The sequence below is a fragment of the Amycolatopsis silviterrae genome (genome assembly GCF_042684085.1).
GTDB classification, from domain to species: domain Bacteria; phylum Actinomycetota; class Actinomycetes; order Mycobacteriales; family Pseudonocardiaceae; genus Amycolatopsis; species Amycolatopsis silviterrae.
In genome coordinates this window covers 186,341-211,280 of the sequence record NZ_JBHUKS010000027.1, presented here as the reverse complement: position 1 = coordinate 211,280, position 24,940 = coordinate 186,341, and the positions used below count along the sequence as shown (strand labels likewise).

Genomic DNA, 24,940 nt, shown 5'->3' with positions numbered 1-24,940 from the left:
TCCGGGTGCGGGGGAGGGGCTGGGTGCCTCGCTGGTTGGGTGCGTGGGTGGTGGTTGGGATGTGCGACCTTCGTAGGTGGTGTTGCGGGGCTTGGGGTGCTCGGGGTTGTGCGTGGCGAAACGGGCGTTCTTCTGATTTCGCCACATTCCGGTGTGGACAGTGCGGAGGAAACGGACTTTGTGCGCATTGGTCTCCCGGGTTGCTCGGGGAGGGCAGATAACGGTTCCGCACCGGGGAGGCGGAGGCTTTCCCGGCGGGTGCGGGCGGTCCTAGTCTCGTTGCGGCGGCGGGGGGTTGGAGGCCGCGCAACACGAGGGAGTTGCTGTGCGTAGAAGCGTCACCATGTTTCTTTCGCTGGCGGTGGCGGGCGGTTTAGCCGCTTCGCCCGCCGTGGCGTCGGCTCAGGGGCGGGCGGACATTCCGCAATCGCATCCGGTGTGGGCCAATCCGCAGTCGAAGGTGGCCGACACGGCCGGATCGTCCACTATGGACTTTCGGGTTTACCTGAACCTCAAGGACCAGGGGGCGGCCGAGGCGGCCGCGCGGTCGGTGTCCGATCCGAACAGCCGCGGGTACCGGCACTACCTGTCGCCGGAGCAGGTGCGGGACCAGTTCGCCGCGTCCGACCAGACCGTGTCCGCGGTGAAGAACTGGCTCACCGCAAGCGGTTTCACCGCAGGTGAGGTGCCGTCCAACCGGGCGTACGTCGAGGCGACCGGGACCGCGGACCAGGTGCAGCGCGCGTTCGCCGTGACGCTGGGCAAGTACCGGGTCAAGGGGCAGACGCTGCGGGCGGCGGACAAGGACCTGTCCGTTCCGGCCGCGCTGGCGAACGACGTGCTCGGCGTCGTCGGAGTCGACCAGGCGACGAATCTGTTCAAACCGGACCACACCGACGGTGCCGACACGCCGGCGGCGAAGCAGAGCGGACCGGCGACCGCGCCGCCCAGCAAGGGATTCCGCAACTCGGGGCCGTGCAGTGCTTACTACGGCGAGAAGACCGACACGACTGACCCGGCGTACAACGGAAAGCAGCTTCCGTACGCGCCGTGCGGCTACACGCCCGCGCAGTTGCGTTCGGCGTACGGCCTGGACCAGGTCGCGAAGTTCGGCGCGGACGGCCGCGGCACCACGATCGCCATCGTGGACGCGTTCGCCTCGCCGACGATCTACGCCGACGCCGCGGAGTACGCCAAGCGCAACGACCCGGCGCACCCGCTGACCCAGAAGCAGTTCAAACAGCACATCTTCCCGCCGAACCCGGTGCTCGAGCCGCCGGACCAGTGCGACGCTTCCGGCTGGTACGGCGAGGAAACCCTCGACGTCGAGGCCGCGCACGGGCTGGCTCCCGGCGCGGACATCCTGTACGTCGGCGGGCAGGACTGCGAAGACCTTTCGCTGGACACCGCGCTGAACTACGTCGTCGCGGGCCACAAGGCCGACATCATCTCCAACTCCTACGGCAACACCGGCGAGGACATCCCGGCCTCCGAGGTCAAGGTGTTCAACCAGATCTCGGTGCAGGCGGTGCTCGAGGGCATCGGCGTGTACTTCTCCTCCGGCGACAACGGGGACGAGGTCGCGCGGCTGGGCACGCCGTCGCCGGACTTCTCCGCTTCGGCTCCGTGGGTGACCGCGGTCGGCGGCACGTCGCTGGCGGTCGGCAAGGACGGCAAGCGGATCTTCGAAACCGGGTGGGAGACCGGCAAGTCGACGCTGGACAACGGCGCCTACGCCCCGGCGTTCCCGGGCGCGTTCAACGGCGGCGCGGGCGGCGGCACGAGCAGGCTGTTCGGCCAGCCCTTCTACCAGAAGGGAATCGTGCCGGACGCGCTGTCCACGAAGAACCAGACCGGCGGCGCGAAGGGCCGGGTGGTCCCGGACATCTCCGCGATCGCTGACCCGAACACCGGATTCCTGGTGGGCCAGACGCAGACCTTCCCGGACGGCGCCTACTACGACCAGTACCGGATCGGCGGCACGAGCCTCGCGTCGCCGGTGTTCGCGGGCGTGATGGCGGTGGCCGACAGCCTCGACCACTTCCACCACGGGTTCATCAACCCGGTGCTGTACCAGCTGACCTCGCGCACGTCGGCGATCCACGACGTGCAGCACGTGGACGGCGCGGTGCAGCGCGTGGACTTCGCCAACGGCGTCGACGCCACTGAGGGGCTGAAGACCTCGGCCCGGGTGCTCGACTACCCGAACCTGACGATCCACACGACCAAGGGCTACGACGACGTGACGGGCCTCGGCTCGCCCAACGGAGTGGCGTTCCTGCTGCTGGTCTGACCGAGGGGTTGAAGGTCCGTGAAGGACTCCTTGAGGGAATCTGATTCCCTCAAGGAGTCCTTCACGGCATGTGGACCGGCGGGTGCCGCAGCGCGCGGACGGCGGGGGAGCGCAGGGGGGAGAGCGCGACGACGGCGATGACGATCCCGCCGGCGAGGACCACCTGCGGCGCGCCGAACGCCGCCCCGAGCGGTCCGGCCAGGAGCTCGCCGATCGGAATGCCCGCGTAGGAACCGAAATCGTCGAACGCGGCCATCCGCGACAGCAAATGCCCGGGGATGTTCTCCTGCAGCGTCGTATCCCAGGCGACACCCATCACGCCCGCGCAGAACCCGGCGACGAACGTCGCCCCCGCCAGCACGGCGAAGCCCGCGTGCAGACCGAGCGCGATCAGCGGCAGCACCGTCAGCGCGGCACTCGCCAGTCCCAGCGGCAGCAGCCGTCGCGGCGCGAGCCGGTACATCACCAGCCCGGACAGCAGCGCGCCCGCCGCGCGCACGCTCAGCACCACGCCCCAGCCGGCCGCGCCGATCGTGTCCTGCGCGATGCCCGGCCCGAGCACCAGCCAGCCGCCGGTGAAGACGATGTTGTAGACGAAGAAGGCCGTGACCACCCGCCACAGCCAGCCGATCCGCCAGAACTCGCGCCAGCCGGTCCGCACGCTGTGCAGCAGGCCGGTCTGCTCGGCGGCTTCCGCCGGGGGCAGGGTGATCGTCTGGTACAGCAAGGCGGCGAGGACGAACGAGACCCCGTCGGCGGCGATGGCCCAGCCTCCGCCGACCGTGCCGACCAGCACGCCCGCGACGGCCGGACCGGCCACCTTGGTGATGTTCCGTCCGGTGGCCAGCAGCGAGTTCGCCTGGCGCAGCGATTCCGGCGCGACGATCTGCGGCACGATCCCGCGCAGCACCGGCGTGGTGAACGCGGTGCAGACCCCGCCGAGGAACTCCGTCGCGACGAGGGCGGGCAGCGAATAATTGCCGGTGAGCAGGATCGTGGCGGCGGCCAGCTGGGCCGTGCCCGCGCCGAGGTTCGACAGCCGCAGCACGCGGTTGCGCGGGAACCGGTCGCCGACCGCGCCGCCGACGAGCAGGAACGCCAGCAGCGGCACGATCCCGGCGGCGAGCACGATGCCGAGGTCGGTCGGGCGGTGGCTGCTGCCCAGCACCGCGAAGGACAGCGCGACCGGGGTCATCGAGCTGCCCATCATGGAGACCAGGCGACCGGTGCAGAAAACGGCGAATGCGCGATGGCGCAGCGGTGTGCGCGGTCCTTCCCCCACCCCGCGATCCTGCCGAGAACGGGTCGGAAACGCCACAGAGTATTGGCGCGGGGCTGCGCTCCGGTTCAGACTCACGGGTCGGCCGGGAGAAAGGGCAGCGCATGAGCGGGATCGACGCCGAGGTTTTCGGTGGCCGGATGCCGTCCGGAGCAGGGGATCTGGCGATCGAAACGCACGGAATCACCCCGATCCCGGCGGAAAATCGCTTCGGAAGGCCGTGGCGGCTCGCGGGCGTGTGGTTCGCGCCGAACCTCACCATGACCGCCGTGTTCACCGGCACCCTCGGCGCGACGCTCGGGCTCGGGTTCACCACCGGATTCGTCATCGCGCTGATCGGCACCGTGCTCGGTTCGCTGCCGGTCGCGTGGCTCTCCACCTGGGGTCCGCGCACCGGGACCGGCCAGCTGCCGCTCGCGCGGCTCCCGTTCGGCCGCGGCGTCGTGCTGCCCGGCCTGGTCCAATGGCTCGGATCGATCGCGTGGGACGCGCTGGTCGGGCTGTTCGGCGGCGAAGCACTCGCCCAGCTCACCGGGCTGCCGTTCTGGGCCGCGGTGCTCGTGGTGCTGGTGCTGCAATGCACGCTCGGCGTATTCGGCTACGCGGTGATTCACCGGGTCCAAGCGGTGATGAGCGTGGTGCTGGTTGTCGCATTTGTCGCGCTCGCGGTCAAAGTGGTGCTTGATCATCCGATCACGTTCGCCGATACCGCGACCGGCGGCGAATTCGCCGGCGCTGTCGTGCTGTTTTCCACCATTACGCTCAGCCTCGCTATTTCCTGGGCGCCTTATGCGTCGGATTTCAGCCGTTATCTGCCCGCTTCGACGCGGCCGAGCGGAGTTTTCTGGTTCACTTTGCTCGGGCTGACCGCGTCGTATGCGCTGGGCGAGGGCATCGGTCTCGCGCTCGGCACGGCGCTGGGCGACCAGACCGCGGCCGGAGTGTCGACGCTGCTCGGCGGCGGCGTGCTGGGCGCGGTGGCGCTGCTGGTGATCGCGCTGGCCGCGGTGTCGTCCAACGCCATGAACGACTACAGCGGCTCGCTCGCGCTGCAGACCGTCGGCGTGCGGGTGCGCCGTCCGGTGTCGGCGGTGGTCGTGACGGTGCTCGCGTTCGCGTTGATTCTCTGGATGCACAGCGGCGATCTGGCGGCGAAATTCCAGAACGTGCTGCTGGTGGTGAGTTACTGGATCCCGCCGTTCCTCGGCGTCGTGGTGCCGGATTGGCTGCGCCGCACGCGTCGTGGCCGCGAGGTCGATGTGCTCTCCGAGCTGCGACGTCCGGTGCGCAGCTGGGCGGCGCTGGTCGCGTTCGTGGTCGGCTTCGCGGCGGCGGTTCCCTTTACGAACACGACTGTTTACACCGGGCCGGTCGCCGCGGCCCTGCACGGCGCGGATCTGGCTTACTACGCCGGGTTCGTGGTTTCGCTGGCGGCGTACACGCTGCTGCGCGGCCGCCGCCCGGTTGACCTCCAGTAAGGTAGAGGTCGCACGCTGGAAGGTGCCTACCTCTGGAGGGACCATGCCAGTAGCTGTCGTCACCGGCGCTTCCGCCGGTCTTGGCCGGGCGCTCGCCTCGGCTCTCGTCCGTCGCGAATGGACAGTGCTGGGCACCGGACGCGACCCAGGGACGCTGCGCACGGCCGCGGCGGACTTCGGGTTCACCCCGGTGCCCGGCGACGTCACCGATCCCGCGCACCGCGCCCGGCTCGCCGAGGCCGCCGGGCCCCGGCTCGACCTGCTCGTCAACAACGCCAGCACGCTTGGCGCCAGCCCGCTGCCGCCGCTGGCCGAGTACCCGCCGGACGAGCTGGAAACTGTCTTCCGCACCAACGTTTTCGCCCCGCTCGCGCTCGCCCGGCTGCTGTTGCCCGCGCTCGCCGCGGCCAAGGGAACGCTGGTGAACATCAGCTCCGACGCCGCCGTGGAACCGTACGAGGGCTGGGGCGGCTACGGTTCGGCGAAAGCCGCGCTGGACCACGTGAGCGCGGTGCTCGGCGTGGAAAACCCGGACATCGCGGTGTACGCCGTCGATCCCGGCGATCTGCGCACAGCCATGCACCAGGCCGCTTTCCCCGGCGAGGACATTTCGGACCGTCCGCTGCCGGAGACCGCGGTACCGGCTTTCCTTCGGCTGCTGGACGAACGTCCGCCGAGCGGCCGGTTCCGGGCAGCGGACTTGCAGGTGCAGTCATGACCGCGCCGCACACGCGGTTCGACCTGGGAGAGGACCGCAGCGCGTCCGCCCCGCCGGAAGCGCGCGGCCTCGCCCGGGACGAGGTGCGGCTGCTCGCGGCCGGTCCGGACGGCGTGCGGCACGCCACGTTCCGTGACCTCGGCGAGTTTCTGGAACCCGGCGATCTGTTGGTAGTCAACACATCTGGCACGCTGCCCGCCGCGGTCGACGCCGTCCGCGGCGAACAGGTCATCGCCGTCCACTTCTCCACCGAACTCGACGACGGCACCTGGGTGGTCGAACTCCGCGCACCCGGCGGCCCGCTCCTCGACGGTCGCGCGGGGGAGCGGCTCGGCCTGCCCGCCGGCGCTGTGGTCACGCTGCGCGAGCCGCACGTCGCCGGGGCACAACGGTTGTGGCGCGCCAAGATCGACGTGGAAGGCGGGGTCGCGCGGTATCTCGCGAAGGTCGGTCGGCCGATCCGTTACGGCTATGTCCCGCGCGCGTGGCCATTGCCGAATTACCAGACGGTGTTCGCGCTCGATCCGGGTTCGGCGGAAATGCCGAGCGCCGCCCGGCCGTTCACTGCGGAATTGGTGACCCGGCTTGTCTCGCGTGGTGTGCTGTTCGCGCCGATTCTGCTGCACACCGGCGTCTCGTCGCCGGAAGCCGGGGAACCGCCGTACGGCGAGCGATTCCGCGTCCCGGCGACGACCGCGGCGTTGGTCAACTGGGTGCGAGACCAGGGCGGACGTGTGATCGCGGTGGGCACCACGGCGGTGCGCGCGCTGGAATCGGCCGCGAATCCCGGCGGTCTCGTCACCGCGGCGGCGGGCTGGACCGAATTGGTGCTCGGCCCGGACCGGCCCGCCCGCGCGGTCGACGGATTGATCACCGGATTGCACACGCCGGAGGCGTCCCATCTGCTGCTGCTCGAAGCCGTCGTGGGGCCCGGACTGGTGCAGCGGGCCTACGACGCCGCGGTGCGGCGCGAGTATCTGTGGCACGAGTTCGGCGACGTCTCGCTCTTGACAAGCAGGTGAGGCCCAGGCCTGTCAAGTAATCCCGCACAATTTCCCGGGATGCGGATGCCTATGCAGTCTTGCGGGTGAACGTGTCATTCTCGCCCCGTTCCGCTGACCGCGAAAGGGCCATTTGTGCGTACATTTCCGCGAACCCGATTGCTCGCTTCCGCGCTCGCCGCACTGACGGCGCTCGGGGCGCTCGCCGGGTGCTCCCGCGCGGACCGCACCGAGGCCGCGGCGAACCAGGGCGCCGCCGGGGAGGTGCGCGTCGGCTTCTTCCCGAACGTCACGCACACGCCCGCGCTGATCGGGGTCAAGAAGAACTTCTTCGCGCAGAATCTCGGCGGCACGAAACTCACCACGCAGACGTTCAACGCCGGTCCGTCCGAAGTGAACGCGCTGCTCGGCGGTTCGCTCGACGTCGCGTTCATCGGCTCCGGGCCGGCGATCAACGCGTTCACCAAGTCCAAGGGCGCGATCCAGCTCGTGTCCGGCGCGGTCACCGGCGGCGCGCAGCTGGTGGTCAAGCCCGGGATCGCGTCGGTCGACCAGCTCAAGGGCAAGACGATCGCGACGCCGCAGCTGGCCAACACCCAGGACGTCGCGCTCAAGAAGTTCCTCGCCGAGAAGCACCTCGCCGGCCAGGTGAACGTGACCAACCTGGACAACCCGAAGACGCTCGACGCGTTCCGCAAGGGCGAGGTCGACGGCGGCTGGCTGCCCGAGCCGTGGTCCTCCCGGCTGATCACCGACGCGGGCGCGAAGGTGCTGGTCGACGAGAAGTCGCTGTGGCCGGAAGGCCGGTTCCCGACGACCGTCGCGATCGTGCGCAGCGAGTTCCTGAAGCAGCACCCGGACACCGTGCGCGCGCTGCTGAAGGGCGAGCTGCAGGCGATCGACTGGGCGAAGAAGAACCCGGCCGAGGCGAAGACGGTGGTCAACGGGGCGCTCAAGGAGCTGTCCGGCAGCTCGCTCAGCCCGGCCGTGCTCGACCGCTCGTTCGCGAACATCGAACTGACCACCGACCCGGTGCCCGCGCAGTTCCCGCAGCTGGCCAAGGACTCGGTGACCGCGGGCGTGGTCGGCGAGGTGGTGGACCTGAAGGGGTTCGCCGACTTCGGCCCGCTCAACGAGGTCCTCAAGGCACAGCAGCTGCCCGCCGTCAACGCGCCCGAACTGGCGAAGTGACGTCCCGACCGGAAGGCGATCCGCGATGACCACCACCCTGGCACGACCAGTGACCGCCGCCGTCCACCTCGACCGCGTCGGCAAGGTGTTCGGCACCGCCGGCAGCGCCGTGACCGCGCTCGACGGGGTCGACCTCACCGTCGAACCGGGCGAGTTCGTCTGCCTGCTCGGCGCGTCCGGCTGCGGCAAGAGCACGCTGCTGAACCTGGTCGCCGGTCTCGACCAGCCGTCCGCCGGTGAGATCACTCTCACCACTTCGCGGCCCGCGGTGATGTTCCAGGAGGCCGCGCTGATGCCGTGGCTGACCGCGTCCCGGAACGTGGAACTGCCGTTGCGGCTCGCCGGCTTCGGCCGTTCCGAGCGTCGCGAAAAGGCTGCTGAGCTGCTGGACCTGGTGCGGCTGAGTGACGCGGCGCGCAAGCGTCCGCACGAGCTGTCCGGCGGGATGCGGCAGCGGGTCGCGCTGGCCCGTGCGCTGGCCGCGACCCACCGCGTCGGCGGCGACGACGGGAATGCGTTGCTGCTCATGGACGAACCGTTCGCGGCGCTCGACGCGATCACCCGCGACGTGCTGCAGAGCGAGCTGCTGCGGGTGTGGCGCAGCACTGGTACGTCGGTGCTGTTCGTGACCCACGACGTGCGCGAGGCAGTCCGGCTTGGACAGCGCGTGGTGCTGCTGTCGTCGCGTCCGGGCCGCGTGGTGCGCGAATGGCACGACGTCCCGTCCGCGGACGGAGAACTGCTGGCCGAGGAGATCACGGCCGATCTGCGAAAGGTGATCAGCACCCATGCCGCAGCCTGACCAGGCGGCCCCCGACCTCGACGAAGCCGTCGGCGCCGGCCTGGACCGGCTCGACACTCCCACCGGCGCGCGGCCGGCGTCGCTGCGCCGTCGTTTCGTGCGCGGATTTCTGCCGCCGGTCGGCGCGCTCGTGCTGCTGGTGGCGATCTGGCAGATCCTGTGGGCCGCCGCGTTCTGGCCGGAAACGACGCTGCCCGCGCCGCTGGACGTCTGGGCCGAGTTCTGGCACACCGTCACCGACGGTTCGGTGTTCGGTTTCATCTGGACCTCCGTGCACCGCGCCGCGCTCGGCTTCGCCGCCGGGGTGGTCATCGGCACGCCGCTGGGCATCCTCGTCGCGAAGGTCCGCGTGGTGCGCGCCGCGATCGGCCCGCTGCTGAGCGGGCTGCAGAGCCTGCCGTCGGTGGCCTGGGTGCCGGCCGCGGTGATCTGGTTCGGCATCAACGACGCGGCGATCTACTTCGTCGTGCTGCTCGGTTCGGTCCCGTCGATCGCGAACGGCCTCGTGGCGGGCATCGACCAGATCCCGCCGATCCTGCCGCGCGTCGGCAAGGTGATGGGCGCCGGCCGGTTCGCCGCGGCCCGGCACATCCTGCTGCCCGCCGCGCTGCCGGGATTCCTGGCCGGGCTCAAGCAGGGCTGGGCGTTCTCGTGGCGCTCGCTGATGGCGGCGGAGCTGATCGCGCGCTCGCCGAGCCTCGGCGTCGGGCTGGGGACGTACTTGAACGACGGGTCGTCGTACAACTCGATGCCCATGGTGATCGCGGCGATTTTCCTGATTTTGTTCGTCGGGGTGGCGATCGAGCTGATCGTGTTCCGGCCGCTGGAACGGTCGGTGCTGCGGGCGCGCGGCCTGACCACGTCACTCTGAGTACACCTCGGCGCGCGACGCCCGGGCGAGCCAGACAGAATGCACGACCATGACCTCCGGGCTTTTCGCGATCGCCTCCGTGCTCGTGTTCGTCGTACGGTTCGCGCGCGAGCCGAGGCGGGTCGGCAACGCGATCTGGTTCCTGGTCGCGCTCTGGTTCACCGGACTGTGGCTGCTGTCCTTCTTCAACCACGTCGAATGGGCGCAGATCGCGATCATCGCGGCGGTGGCGGTCATCGGCGGGCTCGGTGCGCTGGCGCTGCCGTGGGCGCTGATCGCCAACGGCGTCGTGATGCTGCGGCGCGAGGGGAAGCGGCTGGCGAACCTGCTGTCGCTGCTGGCCGGGCTGGGTCTGCTCGCGGTGTTCGCGCTCGCGGTGAGTTCGCTGGTCTTCGACGACCAGCCGTTGCTGCGCGTGGCCGCGATGGCGGTGCTGTTCGTGACCGGGTATCTGGCGTTTATGTTCACCGCGCTGCTGCTGTACTCGATCCTCTACAGCCAGGTGAACCGCCGCGCGCGGGCCGGCGCGGTGATCGTCCTCGGCTCCGGGCTCCTCGGCGATCGCGTGCCGCCGCTGCTGGCCAGCCGGCTCGACCGCGCGGTCCAGGTGCAGCAACGGTCGCCGGGCGCGTTGCTGGTGGTGTCCGGCGGGCAGGGCGCGGACGAGCTGACCTCGGAGGCGGACGCGATGGCCCGGTACCTCGTCGCAGCCGGCGTCCCTTCGGACCAGATCGTGCTGGAGGACCGCGCGACGACCACCAGCGAGAACCTGCGCTTCAGCGTCGCTTTGCTGAACCAGCGCGGGTTTTCCGGCCCGATCCTGGCCGTGACGAACAACTACCACGTGTTCCGCACCGCGGTTCTGGCCCGGCAATTGGGATTGCGGCTCAACGTGATCGGCGCGAAGACCGCGTCGTATTTCGTGCCGAGCGCGTTCCTGCGCGAGTTCGTCGCGCTGCTGCTGCAGTACCGGAAGACGAACGCGGCCGTGCTGTTGTTCCTTGGCGCGGGACCGTTTTTGCTGTTCTGGTCCGCGCAGTGATCAGGCGGCGCGCACCCGGATCGCGCGCCAGTGACAGCCGTCCTGTTCGGCGCGCTCGACGGTGAACCGCACGTCCTCGCCGGCCGTCAGCGACCGGAATCCGGCAGCCTCGATCATCGAGAAATGCGCCCACACCGGACCGTCGACGGTGGCCGATTCGAGAATTCCCCAGCCCTCTTCGACTTCCCAGCGCACGACTTTCCCGCGATGCTCCACGACGGCCAGTCTAGGGACGGAAGACCGTGCGGCACAGCGAATTTCGGCACGGCGGCGCGAGCGGGGGTCGTGAGTGGCAATGCCGGTTCTCACCGGCGTAAACACTCACGACCCCGCCTGCGTTCAGGAGTTCGGCTGCCGACGCCCGCCGGAACCGTTCCGGCGGTTGCGCGACGGCTGGCCGGATCCGCGACGATCGGCACCGGCACCGCGGCGGCCAGCGCCCTCCGCGCCCGCGCCTCGGCGACCGGCGCCAGAACCGCGGCGCTGGTCCTCCCGGCGCGCCTGACCCGGCTGCCCCTCCGAAGAACCAGCCCGCGCGGCGCGCGGCTCGGTCCCTTGCCGGGGCCCGCCCCGGCCGCCGCCGGAACGCCGGGACTGCCCGCCGGTCCGCGCGCCCAGCCCGCCCCGGTTTTCCGAAGGCGCGCCCCGGCGTCGGCCGGTGCCCGGTGCGGCGCCGGAAGCGGTCACGGTCTTGGGCCGGTTGTCCACCACCGGACGGCGCGGCGAAGCCGTGAACGAACGGTCCCCGGGAGCCAGTTCGGCCAGCAGCGGGTGCGAGGGCGAGATCCGCGTGGTGGTCGGCGAGATCCCGGCCTTCCTGGTCAGCGCGCGGACGTCCGAGACCTGCTCGTCGGTCATCAGCGTCACCACCGTGCCCGACGCGCCCGCGCGGGCGGTGCGGCCCGAGCGGTGCAGGTACGCCTTGTGCTCGACCGGCGGGTCGGCGTGGATCACCAGCGTCACGTCGTCCACGTGGATGCCGCGGGCGGCGATGTCGGTGGCCACCAGGGTTTTCGCGGTGCCGGACGAGAACGCCTCCAGGTTGCGCGTGCGCGCGTTCTGGCCGAGGTTGCCGTGCAGTTCGACCGCCGGGACGCCGCTCGCGACCAGCTTGCGGGTGAGCGCCTTCGCGCGGTGCTTCGTGCGGGTGAAGACCAGGGTGCGGCCGGGAGCCGCGGTGAGGTCGACCAGCACCGGCAGCCGGTGCGTTTCCTCCAGGTGCAGCACGTGGTGCGTCATCGTCGCGACCGGGGACTGCGCCGAGTCGACGCTGTGCAGCATCGGGTCGTTCATGAAGCGCTTCGCCAGCACGTCGATGCCGCCGTCGAGCGTCGCGGAGAACAGCAGCCGCTGGCCGCGCTCGGGGGTCGCCGCCATGATGCGGCGGACCTCGGGCAGGAAGCCCAGGTCGGCCATGTGGTCGGCCTCGTCGAGCACGGTGATCTCGATCTTGTCCAGCTTCGCTTCGCCGGAGCGCATGTGGTCGGCGAGCCGGCCGGGGCAGGCGACGACGATGTCGACGCCGTCGCGCAGGCGGGTGATCTGCGGGTTCGCGCTCACGCCGCCGAAGATCGTGGTGGCCTTGAGGCCGAGCGGGCGCGCCAGCGGCACGATCGCGGCCTCGATCTGGGTGGCCAGTTCGCGCGTCGGGGCGAGGATCAGCGCCCGCGGGCGGCCGGGGCGCCGCCGCGTCGGTCCCGCGGCGAGGCGGGCCAGTACGGGCAGCACGAAGCCGTAGGTCTTGCCGGAGCCGGTGCGGCCGCGGCCGAGCACGTCGCGGCCCGCCAGCGTGTGCGGGAGCGTGGCGGCCTGGATCGGGAAGGGCTCGGTGACGCCCTGCGCGGCGAGCGCGTCGACAAGGGGCTTGGGCAGGCCGAGTTCGGTGAAAGTCGTCATGGTTGGTGCGGACGCGACAAAGCGTCCCGTATCTCCGTACGTAGCGCGGTTGTCCTGCCCGGCGCGGCCTCGGGTGGCTGCGGCGCGTGGTCGTCGACAACAGTGAAACGCGGTCCGAGGCAGAACTGAGCGGACCGCATCCGCGACTATACCGCCCCAAGATCCGGCGGGCTACGTGATATCGCCCGCAGGCCGCCACGCCCGAACCGACGAAGCGGGCGCGCGATGTTCCTTCGTTTCCACCATCGCCGGTGCGCGAGCGGGTGCGAGGCTGGCCGCATGAGCGCAGACGAACTCCGGGGACTGCTGGGCGAATGGGCGCGGGAGGCCGCGGTGCCCGGTGTGTCAGCCGGGATTTTCCACGAGGGCAAGGAAATCCTGCTGACCGCCGGAGTGTCCAGTGTGGACACCCAGGCACCGGTCGACGACGACACGCTGTTCATGATCGGTTCCACCAGCAAGACGTTCGCCGCGGCCGCGGTGCTCGCGCTGGTCGAGGACGGCGTGCTCGACCTGGACCGGCCGGTGGTCGAGTACCTCCCGGACCTGAGGCTGGCCGATCCGGTCGCACGCGAGACCGTGACGCTGCGCCACCTCCTCACGCACTCGTCCGGCTTCCTCGGCGACATCGAGGTCGACACCGGCTGGGGCGACGACGCGCTCGCCCGCGCGGTGCACCGGTTCGGCGAGCTGCCGCAGGTGTTCCCGGTCGGCGAGGTGTTCTCCTACTGCAACGCCGGATTCCTGCTGGCCGGCCGCGTCGCCGAGGCGGTGTCCGGCGGCAGCTTCGAGGACCTGGTCCGCACCCGGCTGCTGGAGCCGCTCGGCATGGCGGACTCGTACTACCAGCCCTGGGAGGTGCTGACCCGGCGGCACGCGGTCGGGCACGCCCTGCGCGAGGACGGTCCGGCGGTCGCGCACACCGTCGGCCTCGCCCGCGCGGACGCGCCGGCGGGCGGCCTCTGGTCGACTGCCCGGGACCAGCTGAAGTGGGCCCGGTTCCAGCTGGCCGGTGCGGAGGTGCTGAGCGACGAAACCCGCCGCCTGATGCACGCCGCGCAGCGCAAGGGCGCGCTGCCGTTCGAGGAGGTCGGGCTGTCCTGGCTGCGGCTTCGCCACGGCGACACGCAGCTGGTGCGGCACGGCGGGAACGTCAGCAACCTGCAGCTCTCGGAGTTCGTGATGGCGCCGAGCGAGAACCTCGCGGTCACCGTGCTCACGAACAGCGCGGGCGGCGGCGCGCTCGGCCCGCGGATCGTGGACTGGTGCCTGGAGAACCTGGCTGACCTGCCGAAACTGGGCGGTCGTCCGCCCCGGGCGATCGACCCGGGCGACTGCCCTGGACGGTACCGGACCGGGTCGCTCGTCTTCGAGGTCGCCGAGCGGGACGGCTCGCTCTGGGCGCAGACGATCCTCGACACCGATCAGCCGGACATCCTCTCCGCCCCGCCGTTCGAGGTCGCCTTTGTCGCCGAGGACGTGTTAGCCCGGGCCGCGGACACCCGCAGGCCGAGCGCGCGTTTCCGGCGGGACCGCCACGGCCGGGTGGACGCGGTGGAGTTCGGGGGCCGGACCGCGCTAAAGTTACCGGGCAGTAATATCAGCTGACCTGGAGATGCGATGAGCGAAACGGCGACCGCGCTGCTGAACCCGCGGGACTACGACGCCCGGAAGTTCGACCCGGAGACCCAGCGGCTGCTGCGGGCGACGATCGACTGGTTCGAATCGCGCGGCAAACGGCGTCTCGCCGAGGCGTATCACGACCGCGAGTTCTACGCCGACTTCCTGGAGTTCGCGGGCAAGGAAGGCCTGTTCGCCACGTTCCTCACCCCGGCGGCGGATTCGGCGGGCGACCCGGAGAAGCGCTGGGACACCAGCCGGATCGCCGCGCTCGCGGAAATCCTCGGCTTCTACGGGCTCAACTATTGGTACCCGTTCCAGGTCACCGTGCTCGGCCTCGGCCCGGTGTGGCAGAGCGGGAACGCGGCCGCCCGCAAACGCGCCGCGGAAGCGCTGGCCGAGGGCGGCGTCGGCGCGTTCGGACTGTCCGAAAAGGAGCACGGCGCGGACATCTACTCGTCCGACCTCGTGCTCACTCCGGACGGCGAGGGCGGCTACCGCGCGAACGGGTCGAAGTACTACATCGGCAACGGGAACTGCGCGCGCACGGTTTCGGTGTTCGGCCGGATCGACGGCGTCGAAGGACCCGAGCAGTACGTGTTCTTCTACGCCGACTCCGAGCACCCGAACTACCACGTGGTGAAGAACATCGTGCCGTCGCAGATGTACGTCGCGGAGTTCCGGCTCGAGGACTACCCGGTGCGCGCCGAGGACCTCCTGCACACCGGGCCGGAAGCCTTCAGCGCCGCGCTGAACACGGTCAACATCGGCAAGTTCAACCTGTGCTTCGGCGGCATCGGGATGGCCACGCACTCGCTGTACGAGGCGATCACGCACGCGCAGAACCGGATCCTGTACGGCAACCCGGTCACCGATTTCCCGCACGTGCGCCGCGAATTCGTCGAGGCGTACGCGCGGCTGACCGGGATGAAGCTGTTCTCCGACCGCGCGATCGACTACTTCCGCTCGGCGAACCAGCAGGACCGCCGCTACCTGCTGTACAACCCGATCACCAAGATGAAGGTGACCACCGAGGCGCAGAAGGTGATCGGGCTGGTCGCGGATGTGGTGGCGGCCAAGGGTTTCGAGGCCGACACCTACCTCGCGATGGCCAAGAACGACATCGACGGCCTGCCGAAGCTGGAGGGCACGGTCGCGGTGAACCTCGCGCTGATCGCGAAGTTCATGCCCGCGTACCTGTTCGCGCCGCAGGAATACCCCGCGGTGCCGACCCGCGACGACGCCTCGGACGACGACTTCCTGTTCCGCCAGGGCCCGGCGCGCGGGCTGTCGAAGATCCGGTTCCACGACTGGAAACCGGCGTACGAGAACGCGAAGCACCTGCCGAACGTCGCCCGGTTCACCGAACAGGCGGCCGTGCTGGTGCGGCTGCTTTCCGAGGCCACGCCGGACGAGGCGCAGCAGAAGGACCTGGACTTCGGGCTCGCGCTGACCGAGCTGTTCACCCTCGTCGTGTACGGCCAGCTGATCCTGGAGCAGGCCGAGCTGACCGGCGTGCCGGACGACGTGGTCGACCAGCTGTTCGCGGTGCTGGTGCAGGACTTCAGCGTCGCCGCGGTCGATCTGCACGGCAAGCCCGGCTCCACGGAGAAGCAGCAGGAGCTGGCGCTGGCCGGGCTGCGGAAGCCGGTGGTGGACGACGAGCGGTTCGGTCGCGTGTGGACGATGGTGCGGGAGCTTTCCGGGGCGTACGAGATGAATCCCTGAGCCACCGCAACAAAAAACGGCCTCCCGGATAGCTCGGGAGGCCGTTTTTCGTTGTGCTACTTGCCGAATCCGGCGCGCCGCAGCGCGTCCGCCATCGCGCCGCCGCCTCCGGAGTCGCGACGGTCCCGGCCGCCACCGCCGCCGCGCTGCTGCGGCTGGTTCCGGCGCTGACCGCCGCCGCCCTGACCGCCACCGCCGCCGCCCTGGCCGCGGTCCCGGCCGCCGCCACCGCCGCGGTTGTTGCCCGCGCCGGGCTCGTCGTCCAGCCGCAGCGTCAGCGAGATCCGCTTGCGCGGCACGTCGACGTCCAGGACCTTCACCTTCACGATGTCGCCCGGCTTCACGACGTCGCGCGGGTCCTTCACGAAGTTCTTCGACAGCGCCGAAACGTGCGCGAGGCCGTCCTGGTGCACGCCGACGTCGATGAACGCGCCGAACGCCGCCACGTTCGTCACCACGCCCTCCAGCCGCATGCCCGGCTTGAGGTCGCCGATCTTCTCGACGCCCTCGGCGAAGGTCGCGGTCTTGAACGCCGGGCGCGGGTCGCGGCCCGGCTTCTCCAGCTCGGACAGGATGTCGGTGACCGTCGGGAGCCCGAAGGTGTCGTCGACGAACTCGGCGGGCTTCAGCGCCTGCAGGGTCCGGGCGTTGCCGATCAGCTCGCGGATGCCGCTGCCGGTGCGGTCGAGGATCCGCCGCACGACCGGGTAGGCCTCCGGGTGCACCGAGGACGCGTCGAGCGGGTCGTCGCCGTCCGGGATGCGCAGGAAGCCCGCGCACTGCTCGAACGCCTTCGGGCCCAGCCGCGCGACGTCCTTGAGCGCGGTCCGCGAGCGGAACGGGCCGTTGCCGTCGCGGTGCGCCACGATGTTCTCCGCGAGCGACGTCGTGATGCCCGAAACCCGGGTCAGCAGCGGGGCGGACGCGGTGTTCACGTCCACGCCGACCGCGTTCACGCAGTCCTCGACCACCGCGTCCAGCGAACGCGACAGCGACACCTCGGACAGGTCGTGCTGGTACTGGCCGACGCCGATCGACTTCGGGTCGATCTTCACCAGCTCGGCCAGCGGGTCCTGCAGCCGGCGCGCGATCGAGACCGCGCCGCGCAGCGAGACGTCCATGCCCGGCAGCTCCTGCGAAGCGAACGCCGACGCCGAGTACACCGACGCGCCCGCCTCGGACACGACAGCCTTGGTGAGCTTCAGCTCCGGGTGCTTCTTGATCAGCTCGACCGCCAGCTTGTCGGTCTCGCGCGAGGCGGTGCCGTTGCCGATCGAGATCAGGTCGACGTTGTGCTTGCCTGCCAGCACGGCCAGCTCCGCGATCGACTGGTCCCACTTGTTCGCCGGCTGGTGCGGGTAGATCACGTGGGTGTCGACGACCTTGCCGGTCGCGTCGACCACGGCCACCTTCACGCCGGTGCGGAAGCCCGGGTCGAGGCCCATCGTCGCGCGGGTGCCCGCCGGGGCGGCCAGCAGCAGGTCGCGCAGGTTCGCCGCGAACACGCGCACGGCGTCGTCCTCGGCCGACTGGCGCAGCCGCATCCGCAGGTCGATGCCCAGGTGCAGGAGGATCTTCGTGCGCCAGGCCCAGCGCACGGTGTCGCCGAGCCACTTGTCCGCCGGGCGGTCCTGCTGGCTGATCTCGAACCGGGCGGCGATGCGCTGCTCGTACTCGGTCGGGCCCACGCGCGGCGGGGCGTCCTCGGCGACCGGCTCGGAAGGCTCCATCGTGAGGTCGAGGATCTCTTCCTTCTCGCCGCGCAGCATCGCGAGGATCCGGTGCGAGGGGAGCTTGGTGTAGGGCTCGGAGAAGTCGAAGTAGTCGGAGAACTTGGCCCCGTCGGTCTCCTTGCCCGCGCGGACCTTCGACGAGAGGTGGCCCTCGGTCCACATCTTCTCGCGCAGCTCGCCGATCAGGTCGGCGTCCTCGGCGAAGCGCTCGACCAGGATGGCGCGCGCGCCGTCGAGGGCGGCCTGCGTGTCCGCGACGCCCTTGTCCGCGTCGACGAACACCGCGGCGGCCGCCTGCGGGTCGGTCGACGGGTCGTTCAGCAGGCCGTCGGCCAGCGGCTCCAGACCGGCCTCGCGGGCGATCTGCGCCTTGGTCCGCCGCTTCGGCTTGTACGGCAGGTAGATGTCCTCCAGCCGCGACTTCGTGTCCGCGGCGAGGATCTGCGCCTCGAGCGCCTCGTCCAGCTTGCCCTGGCTCCGGATGGACTCCAGGACCGCGCCGCGGCGCTCGTCCAGCTCGCGCAGGTAGCGCAGCCGCTCTTCGAGCGTGCGCAGCTGCGCGTCGTCCAGCTCTCCGGTGACTTCCTTGCGGTACCGGGCGATGAACGGCACCGTGGACCCCTCGTCGAGGAGGGTGACGGCGGCCTTGACCTGCCCTTCGCGCACCCCCAGCTCTTCGGCGATCCGCTGCTCGACCGACTGCACGCTCAAAACCAGGCTCCTGCTTCGTCTCGGGTTGCTCCGAGCCTGCATTGTGCCGCTGCCCGCCCGGCCCGCTGCGGATGGCCCGCCGAAGCACCTCCGGAAGTTCCTTGACAACTGTATTGGTCTAGTCCATTTTTGGGTGACCTGGCTCACTGTCCCCGCGGAGGTCTGCCCGTGTCCCCACACCCGTCCCCCCGGCGGCTGCCCGCCCTGTTGTCCCTGCTGGCCTCGGTCGCGCTGGCGCTCGGCGTCACGCTCTCCCTCGGCACCGGCAGCGCGGCGGCCGCGAACATCCTCGCCAACCCCGGCTTCGAGAGCGGCTCGCTGTCGGGCTGGACCTGCAACGCGACTGCGTCGGTCGTCTCGACCCAGGCGCACGACGGCAGCCACTCGCTGAGCGCGGCGCCCTCGGGCTCCGACACCGGGCAGTGCTCCCAGCAGGTCACCGTGCAGCCCAACACCGCGTACAAGCTGTCCGCGTGGGTCCAGGGCAGCTACGTCTACCTCGGCGTCTCCGGCTCCGCCACGCAGAACACCTGGACGCCCAGCGCGACCGGCTGGCAGCAGCTCAGCCTGAGCTTCACCACCGGATCGTCCACGAGCCTCACGGTGTACCTGCACGGCTGGTACGGCCAGCCGGCCTACCTCGCCGACGACGTGAACCTCGACGGCCCGGGCATCCCGCCCACGACGTCCACGAACCCCACCACCCCGACCACGCCCACGACTCCGACCACGCCAACCACGACCACGACGACCAGCACGCCGCCGCACAACGGCGACCTGCCGAAGCACATCCTCACCGGCTACTGGCAGAACTTCGACAACGGCGCGAAGACGCTGAAGCTGGCTGACGTGCCGACGACGTACAACGTCATCGCGATCGCCTTCGCCGACGCCACCACCACACCCGGCGCGGTGAGCTTCACGCTCGACCCGGCGCTGTCGGCGAAGCTCGGCGGCTACACCGACGCGCAGTTCCGCGAGGACGTCAAGACCGTGCAGGCGCGCGGACAGAAGGTGATCATCTCGGTCGGCGGCGAGAAGGGCACGATCAGGGTCGGCGACAGCTCCTCGGCGACCAACTTCGCCAACTCGGTGAAGAAGCTGATCTCCACCTACGGTTTCGACGGCGTTGACATCGACCTGGAGAACGGCATCAACGCCACCTACATGGGCCAGGCGCTGCGCAGCATCCATGCCGGCGGCGGTTCGGTGATCACCATGGCGCCGCAGACGATCGACATGCAGTCCACCCAGGGCGGCTACTTCCAGCTGGCGCTGAACGTCAAGGACATCCTCACCGTCGTCAACATGCAGTACTACAACTCGGGCTCGATGCTCGGCTGCAACGGGAACGTCTACTCCCAGGGCACGGTCGACTTCCTCACCGGGCTCTCGTGCATCCAGCTGCAGGGCGGCCTGCGGGCGGATCAGGTCGCGTTCGGGCTGCCGTCCTCGGGCTCGGCGGCGGGCGGCGGGTACCAGTCGCCGTCGAACGTCGTGTCGGCGATGAACTGCATGGCCAAGGGCACCGGCTGCGCCTCGTTCAAGCCGCCTGCGACGTATCCGGAGTTCCGCGGCGCGATGACCTGGTCGATCAACTGGGACGCGTCGAACGGCTACGGCTTCGCCAACACGGTCAGCGCGGGCCTGAAGAACCTGCCCTGATCGAACGCACCAGGTAGTCGGCCGGGTCGAGTGCCCTGGTCCGGCGGTCGTATTCGGTGACCAGCCCGGGCCAGTTGGTGCTCACCCGGCCGTTTTCCTGCCGGTACCAGCTGGTGCACCCGCTCCAGACGCTGTGCGAGAGCCTCGACTGCACCTCGCGGTCGTAGCGCTCCTCGACGTCGGCCCGCACCTCCAGCGACGCCACGTCCGGCCGCGCGAGCTGTTCGACGGCCTGGCGGAGGTAGCGGGCCTGCCGCTCGATCATGTAGATGATCGAACCGGCCCCGAGGTTGGTGTTGGGGCCGTAGACGCAGAACATGTTCGGGAATCCCGGCACCGTCAGGCCGAGGTACGCCCGCGCGCCGCCGCGCCACGTCTCGTCCAGCGACCACCCGTCGCGGCCTCGCACCTTCATCGGGCCGAGGAATTCCGTCGCCTTGAAGCCGGTGCCGTAGATCAGCACGTCCACCTCGTGCTCGACGCCGTCCGCGGTGCGCACGCCGCGCGGGGTGATCTCCTCGATCGAGGACGCTTCGACGGTCACGTTCGGCTGCGCGAGCGCGGGCAGGTAGTCGTTGGTGAACAAGATCCGCTTGCAGCCCAACGGATAATCCGGCGTTACCCGGCGGCGCAGCGCGCGGTCCTTGAGGTGGCGGCGGCGCAGCTGAGCGGTGCGTAGCTCGAAGATCTTGGTGAGCAACGGATACCGCGTCATGCCGTACGTCGCGTACTCGGCGAGCAGGAAGATCCGGGCGCGACCGAACAGCTGGGTCTTCGGCAGGCGGCGGAAGAGCCGCTTCTGCCAGTCGGCGTAGCGGCCGTCGTTCTTGGCCATGATGTACGGCGGCGTGCGCTGGAAGACAGTGACGTGCGCGGCTTCCTTGCGGATCTCCGGCACGAACTGGATCGCGCTCGCGCCGGTGCCGATCACCGCGATCCGCTTGCCCGCCAAGGGGATTTCGTGGTCCCACTCCGCGGAGTGGAACGCCGGGCCGGTGAAGGTCTCGCGGCCGGGGATCGACGGCCAAGCCGGCCGCGACAGCTGTCCGACGGCGGGCACGAAGACGTCTGCCTCGAACGTTTCGCCCTGTGCGGTCTCGATCCGCCAACGGCCGTCGTCATAGGTCGCGGACGTGACCTCGCGGCCGTAGCGGATGTGCGGTTCGATGCCGTACTTCGCGATCACGCGCTTGAGGTAGGCGTGGATGTCGGGCTGCATCGCGTACCGCTTCGGCCAGTCCGGGTTGGGCTCGAAGGAGAACGAGTACAGCGGCGACGGGATGTCGCAGGCCGCGCCCGGGTAGGTGTTCTCGCGCCACACGCCGCCCGGTTCGGCCGCCCGCTCCAGGATCGTGACGTTCGGGAAACCGGCGCGCTTCAGCTCGATCGCGGCGCCGATTCCGCCGAAGCCGGTGCCCACTACCAGCACTGACGGGGTGTCGTCCATGGCCTGAAGTTACGCAGGGCGCCCCGGCTCGCGGAAGGGCACGAACGGCCACTCGATCGAGAGTTTCGGCCAGCAGGGGTCGTGAGTGGCAATCGCGGTTCTAACCGGGATCGCCACTCACGACCTCATGCGCCTTGCCCGGCTCAGCCCACGCAAGCAGCTCCCGCCCAGCCCTCTCCAGCGCCGCGGTGTCCCGCTTCGAGATCCGCTCGAACGGCGTCAGCACCAGCGTCGCGGACCCGCGCGCAGCCTTCGTCTCCCAGCTCCCGCGAACCCGGCCGTCCACCAGCAGGGTGCCTTTGACGAGACCGTTGATGGTGATCACGCGTTTGCGGTGCTCGTCGCTGATCATCCGGGTGCGGTCGGCGTAGGACAGCAGCGTCTGGTCGAACGGGCCCAGCAGCCGTGGCGGCGCGGGCGTGTCCTCGTCGGGCAGCGTCGCGTCGGGCAGGTCGTACAGCGTGCGGCCGTCGGGGTCGAGATACGTGCGCAGGTCCATCCCCTCGACCACCTCGCCGAGCTTCGTGACACCGGCCCAGGCCTGCATGTCCGCCACCGTCGCCGGGCCGAACGCGGCGAGGTAGCGGCGGATCAGCTCGGCCGCCGACGGTTCGGGCGCGGCGACGCCGTCGAGCCAGTGGTCCGCGACCTGGTACGTCGGCTGCCCGGCCTTGCCCCACACGCCGCGCGGCGGGATCTGCACGAGCGGCAGGATGGCGCGGACCAGGAACATCAGCGACGCGGCCGGCGTCTCCGGATAGTGCTCGACCAGCGCTTTGCCGAGCTGGTCGCTCGAATACGGCCGCTCGCGCAGCAGTTCGCCGGTCGTCTTGGCCACCGCGTCGTGATCGAGCTTGGCCAGCGGGTCCCGGTGCTGGTTGGCGGCGGTGAGGGCACGGTCCATGACGATCTGCACCAGCGGCCGCCAGGCCAGCGCGTCGGCGGCGGGGACGAGGTGCACGGTGCCGCGCATCAGCACCATCCGCACGACGCTGCGGTCGAGCAGCAGGCTCGCGAGATCGTCCGGCTGGAAGCCTTCCAGCCGGCACCACAACGCGTAGTACGGCGGGAACGGCGCTTGCGCCTGCAGCCCGGCGAGGTGCGTGACGGCGTCGAGCACCGGCAGCTTGGCGGGCTTGAGGAGCAGCTGCCGGTCGAGGGTCGCGCGGTTGAGGATGCGGTGGGAAAGGTGCACAGCGGGAGCCTAACGAGCAACCCGGACAGTTTCGGCCCTCGATCGGCACGCGGCCGGAGGGTTGACCCATAATTCCGGCCATGGCCGAGCTAGCCGCACCCGCCATCCGCGACTGGGACTACCCGCGCGGCACGGCGAGTGTGCTGCTCATGCACCGCTTCGCCGAGGAACGCGGCGTCGCGCTGCCCGGGGTCGCAGTCGAGGAACTGCGCGCGCCGGACCGGCAGCTCGACGCGCGGCAGGAGCTGGCCGTCGTGCGCGCGCTGCTGGCGACGGTCGGCTCGGGCGACGACGTCGCGCTCGGCCTCGGCTGCCGGTACCGCGTGGCGACCTTCGGGATCTTCGGCTTCGCCTGCATCAGCAGCCCGACGATGCGCGACGCGATGGTGTTCGCGTTGCGCTACCTGGATTTGTCCTTCACCTTCTGCATTCCGCACGTCGAGGTGGACGCCGCCGGGCTCCGCCTGGTGCTGGACGATTCCCGGGTGCCCGGTGACGTCGCCCGGTTCCTCGCGCTGCGCGACCTGTCCGCGATCTGCACCGTCATGCGGGACCTCCTCCCGGAGATCTCCCTGGAACGGGCGGAGTTCCGCTTCCCCTCGTCGTCCTTTGTGGACTCCTATCGGACGGCCTTCGGCGTCGACCCGGTTTTCGGCGCGGCCGAGCATCGGGTCACCCTTGATCCGGAGTTGTTGAACCTTCCGTTGCCGCAGGCCAATGAGCAGACAGTCGCGCTCTGCGCCGCGCAGTGCGACGCACTGGTCGCCCGTCGCCGTACCCGCTCGGGTGTCCCGCAGCTGGTGCGCGAACGGCTGGTGCGGCTCGGCGGAGCCGATGCCGGGATGGACGAGATCGCCCGCCAGCTCACCTTCAGCACGCGCACGCTGCGCCGCCGGCTGACCGAGGCGGGCACCGGCTACCGCCAGCTGCTGGACGAGGTCCGCCAGACGCTCGCCGAGGAAATGCTCGACACCGGCGTGCTGTCCGTCGATGACGTCGCGCTGCGCCTTGGCTATGCGGAAGCGTCGAGCTTCATCTACGCGTTCAAGCGCTGGACCGGGACGACGCCCGCCGCCTACGCCAGGCGTAGCCGCTAGTCGTGCTCAGCCGGTGCTTTCCGCCTCGGAAGCCTGCTGCGCCAGTACCGCCGGATAGGTGGTTTCCAGCAGCTGTACCAGCGATTCCACCAGGAACGCGCGCAGTTCGGCCCGCTCCAGCGTGCCGCGGACCAGCCACTCCCGGGACGCGGCACGCAGCATCCCGCCGTACGCGCGGATCATCGCCCGCAGCTGCGGATGCCCGTCCGCGGGCAGCAAAGCGGCGGCGAGCACCCGGTCGGCGGCGATGTCGTCGGCCTCGCGCAGGATCCGCTCGACCTCCGGGTCGTGTGCCGCGTCGATCACCGTCAGCCAGGCGTCGCGGTTGCGTTCCACGACGTCGATCCACCGGTCGATGCCGACCTCAAGCCGCAGCCGGGGCGGGCCGTCCGGGAGCGCGTCGACCACCGGGGCGGGCACGATGGTCATCTGCCGCACCACTTCGAGGTACAGCTCGCGTTTGCCGCCGAAATAGTGGTTGATCAGCGGCCGGGCCACCCCGGCCGCCGCCGCGATGTCCGAAGTGGACACCGAGGCGTAACTGCCCGCGCCGAAGCACCGCCTGGCCGCGGCGAGGATCTCCGCCCTGCGCTGCGCGGGGTCCAGCCGCCGCCGGGGTCCGCTGCTCACCGGGCCAGCCTCGCCGCCGGGCGAGGCCGTTGTCAACACGAGGCGAAGCGGCCCCGGCCACGGCGCCGGATGCCGTTACCCAACCGGAACAACCGGCCGGTAACTCCGGCCGTCCCGCCCGCGACCCTTCACCGGGGGACCTGGGGCGAGCGGGAGCGCGTGATGGACGGCACGGACCACCAGCCGCGGCCGCCCGGCCGATGGGTCGGGGTGCGGTTGCACTACCGGCACGTCCGGATGGACGACCGGCCGTGCGCGACGGCGTGCCCGGAGGACGAGCTGACCGTGTCGTACCCGGGAATCCTGATCAGCAGCTACGACCGCGGCGAACTGGTGGGGGAGCGCTGGATCCCGCTCGGGGCCGAGCCGAGCGAGGAAGACGACGAGGCGCTGATCGAACAGCTGCGGGAGGCGCTGTGGTGGCAGCTGGGCGAGACTCAGCCGGACAGCTGAGCCTCGCCAGCGGTCCGTGAGGGGAACCCTGGGGGAATCTGATTCCCTCAGGGTTCCCCTCACGGACTTCGCGGCTCGCCAGTGGTTTGT

General features: G+C 70.4%; 20 protein-coding genes. 13 read left to right on the top strand and 7 right to left on the bottom strand.

The annotated features are described in order from the left end of the window. Positions 1-325 precede the first annotated feature (325 nt). Positions 326-2,293, top strand: a complete 1,968-nt coding sequence (locus ACFSVL_RS34825) for a S53 family peptidase (RefSeq protein ID WP_378310437.1) — start codon at positions 326-328, stop codon at positions 2,291-2,293. Between the two features lie 61 nt (positions 2,294-2,354). Here ACFSVL_RS34825 and ACFSVL_RS34820 read toward each other — a convergent pair whose 3' ends face one another. Continuing rightward, on the bottom strand, positions 2,355-3,575 hold the full coding sequence (locus ACFSVL_RS34820; RefSeq protein ID WP_378310435.1) for an MFS transporter: 1,221 nt from the start codon (positions 3,573-3,575) through the stop codon (positions 2,355-2,357). A 101-nt stretch (positions 3,576-3,676) separates the two neighbouring features. Between ACFSVL_RS34820 and ACFSVL_RS34815 the strand changes: the two genes are divergently transcribed. The 7 genes from ACFSVL_RS34815 (at position 3,677) to ACFSVL_RS34785 (ending at position 10,675) form a co-directional block, all read left to right on the top strand. After that, the gene (locus ACFSVL_RS34815) at positions 3,677-5,050 is read left to right on the top strand and encodes a purine-cytosine permease family protein (protein ID WP_378310433.1); all 1,374 of its coding nucleotides are present in this window, start codon (positions 3,677-3,679) and stop codon (positions 5,048-5,050) included. 43 nt (positions 5,051-5,093) lie between these two features. Next, entirely contained in the window at positions 5,094-5,768 is a 675-nt protein-coding gene (locus tag ACFSVL_RS34810) for an SDR family NAD(P)-dependent oxidoreductase (protein ID WP_378310431.1), read from the top strand. Further along, positions 5,765-6,790: an S-adenosylmethionine:tRNA ribosyltransferase-isomerase gene (locus ACFSVL_RS34805; RefSeq protein WP_378310429.1), complete on the top strand. Its 1,026-nt coding sequence runs from the start codon at positions 5,765-5,767 to the stop codon at positions 6,788-6,790. The genes ACFSVL_RS34810 and ACFSVL_RS34805 overlap by 4 nt, the downstream gene beginning before the upstream one ends. 114 nt (positions 6,791-6,904) lie before the next feature. Next, positions 6,905-7,960, top strand: coding sequence for an ABC transporter substrate-binding protein (locus ACFSVL_RS34800; protein WP_378310427.1), 1,056 nt, complete (start codon positions 6,905-6,907; stop codon positions 7,958-7,960). A gap of 25 nt (positions 7,961-7,985) precedes the next feature. After that, positions 7,986-8,762 (top strand): ABC transporter ATP-binding protein, encoded by a 777-nt coding sequence (locus tag ACFSVL_RS34795; RefSeq protein WP_378310425.1) that lies wholly within the window; start codon positions 7,986-7,988, stop codon positions 8,760-8,762. Next, positions 8,749-9,633 (top strand): ABC transporter permease, encoded by an 885-nt coding sequence (locus ACFSVL_RS34790; protein ID WP_378310423.1) that lies wholly within the window; start codon positions 8,749-8,751, stop codon positions 9,631-9,633. The genes ACFSVL_RS34795 and ACFSVL_RS34790 overlap by 14 nt, the downstream gene beginning before the upstream one ends. Before the next feature lie 49 nt (positions 9,634-9,682). Continuing rightward, positions 9,683-10,675 (top strand): YdcF family protein, encoded by a 993-nt coding sequence (locus tag ACFSVL_RS34785; protein ID WP_378310421.1) that lies wholly within the window; start codon positions 9,683-9,685, stop codon positions 10,673-10,675. Here the strand turns inward: ACFSVL_RS34785 and ACFSVL_RS34780 are convergent, their stop codons facing one another. Both ACFSVL_RS34780 and ACFSVL_RS34775 read right to left on the bottom strand, forming a co-directional pair. Next, the gene (locus ACFSVL_RS34780) at positions 10,676-10,891 is read right to left on the bottom strand and encodes a cold-shock protein (protein WP_378310420.1); all 216 of its coding nucleotides are present in this window, start codon (positions 10,889-10,891) and stop codon (positions 10,676-10,678) included. Between the two features lie 123 nt (positions 10,892-11,014). After that, the gene (locus ACFSVL_RS34775) at positions 11,015-12,571 is read right to left on the bottom strand and encodes a DEAD/DEAH box helicase (RefSeq protein ID WP_378310419.1); all 1,557 of its coding nucleotides are present in this window, start codon (positions 12,569-12,571) and stop codon (positions 11,015-11,017) included. A 279-nt stretch (positions 12,572-12,850) separates the two neighbouring features. On the opposite strand from ACFSVL_RS34775, the gene ACFSVL_RS34770 reads away from it, so the two are divergent. Next, positions 12,851-14,179 (top strand): serine hydrolase domain-containing protein, encoded by a 1,329-nt coding sequence (locus ACFSVL_RS34770; protein ID WP_378310417.1) that lies wholly within the window; start codon positions 12,851-12,853, stop codon positions 14,177-14,179. Positions 14,180-14,191: 12 nt separating this feature from the next. Further along, positions 14,192-15,919, top strand: coding sequence for an acyl-CoA dehydrogenase (locus ACFSVL_RS34765; RefSeq protein WP_378310415.1), 1,728 nt, complete (start codon positions 14,192-14,194; stop codon positions 15,917-15,919). 56 nt (positions 15,920-15,975) lie between these two features. On the opposite strand, the gene ACFSVL_RS34760 is transcribed toward ACFSVL_RS34765, so the two are convergent. After that, positions 15,976-18,405, bottom strand: a complete 2,430-nt coding sequence (locus ACFSVL_RS34760; RefSeq protein ID WP_378310413.1) for a Tex family protein — start codon at positions 18,403-18,405, stop codon at positions 15,976-15,978. 126 nt (positions 18,406-18,531) lie between these two features. Here ACFSVL_RS34760 and ACFSVL_RS34755 point away from each other — a divergent pair, with 126 nt between their 5' ends. Next, positions 18,532-20,028 carry a chitinase gene (locus tag ACFSVL_RS34755; protein WP_378310411.1) on the top strand — a complete coding sequence of 499 codons (1,497 nt, stop codon included), beginning with the start codon at positions 18,532-18,534 and terminating at the stop codon, positions 20,026-20,028. Here ACFSVL_RS34755 and ACFSVL_RS34750 read toward each other — a convergent pair. Together ACFSVL_RS34750 and ACFSVL_RS34745 are read right to left on the bottom strand one after the other, a co-directional pair. Then, complete coding sequence (locus ACFSVL_RS34750; protein WP_378310410.1) at positions 20,000-21,475, bottom strand: flavin-containing monooxygenase; 1,476 nt, start codon at positions 21,473-21,475, stop codon at positions 20,000-20,002. The two genes, ACFSVL_RS34755 and ACFSVL_RS34750, sit on opposite strands and share 29 nt — an antisense overlap. A gap of 100 nt (positions 21,476-21,575) precedes the next feature. Continuing rightward, positions 21,576-22,670: a winged helix DNA-binding domain-containing protein gene (locus tag ACFSVL_RS34745; protein WP_378310408.1), complete on the bottom strand. Its 1,095-nt coding sequence runs from the start codon at positions 22,668-22,670 to the stop codon at positions 21,576-21,578. An 80-nt stretch (positions 22,671-22,750) separates the two neighbouring features. Between ACFSVL_RS34745 and ACFSVL_RS34740 the strand changes: the two genes are divergently transcribed. Continuing rightward, positions 22,751-23,767 carry an AraC family transcriptional regulator gene (locus ACFSVL_RS34740; RefSeq protein ID WP_378310406.1) on the top strand — a complete coding sequence of 339 codons (1,017 nt, stop codon included), beginning with the start codon at positions 22,751-22,753 and terminating at the stop codon, positions 23,765-23,767. A gap of 6 nt (positions 23,768-23,773) precedes the next feature. Here the strand turns inward: ACFSVL_RS34740 and ACFSVL_RS34735 are convergent, their stop codons facing one another. Continuing rightward, positions 23,774-24,397 (bottom strand): TetR/AcrR family transcriptional regulator, encoded by a 624-nt coding sequence (locus ACFSVL_RS34735; RefSeq protein WP_378310404.1) that lies wholly within the window; start codon positions 24,395-24,397, stop codon positions 23,774-23,776. Between the two features lie 162 nt (positions 24,398-24,559). On the opposite strand from ACFSVL_RS34735, the gene ACFSVL_RS34730 reads away from it, so the two are divergent. Continuing rightward, positions 24,560-24,850: a hypothetical protein gene (locus ACFSVL_RS34730; RefSeq protein ID WP_378310402.1), complete on the top strand. Its 291-nt coding sequence runs from the start codon at positions 24,560-24,562 to the stop codon at positions 24,848-24,850. The last annotated feature ends 90 nt before the right edge of the window (positions 24,851-24,940 follow it).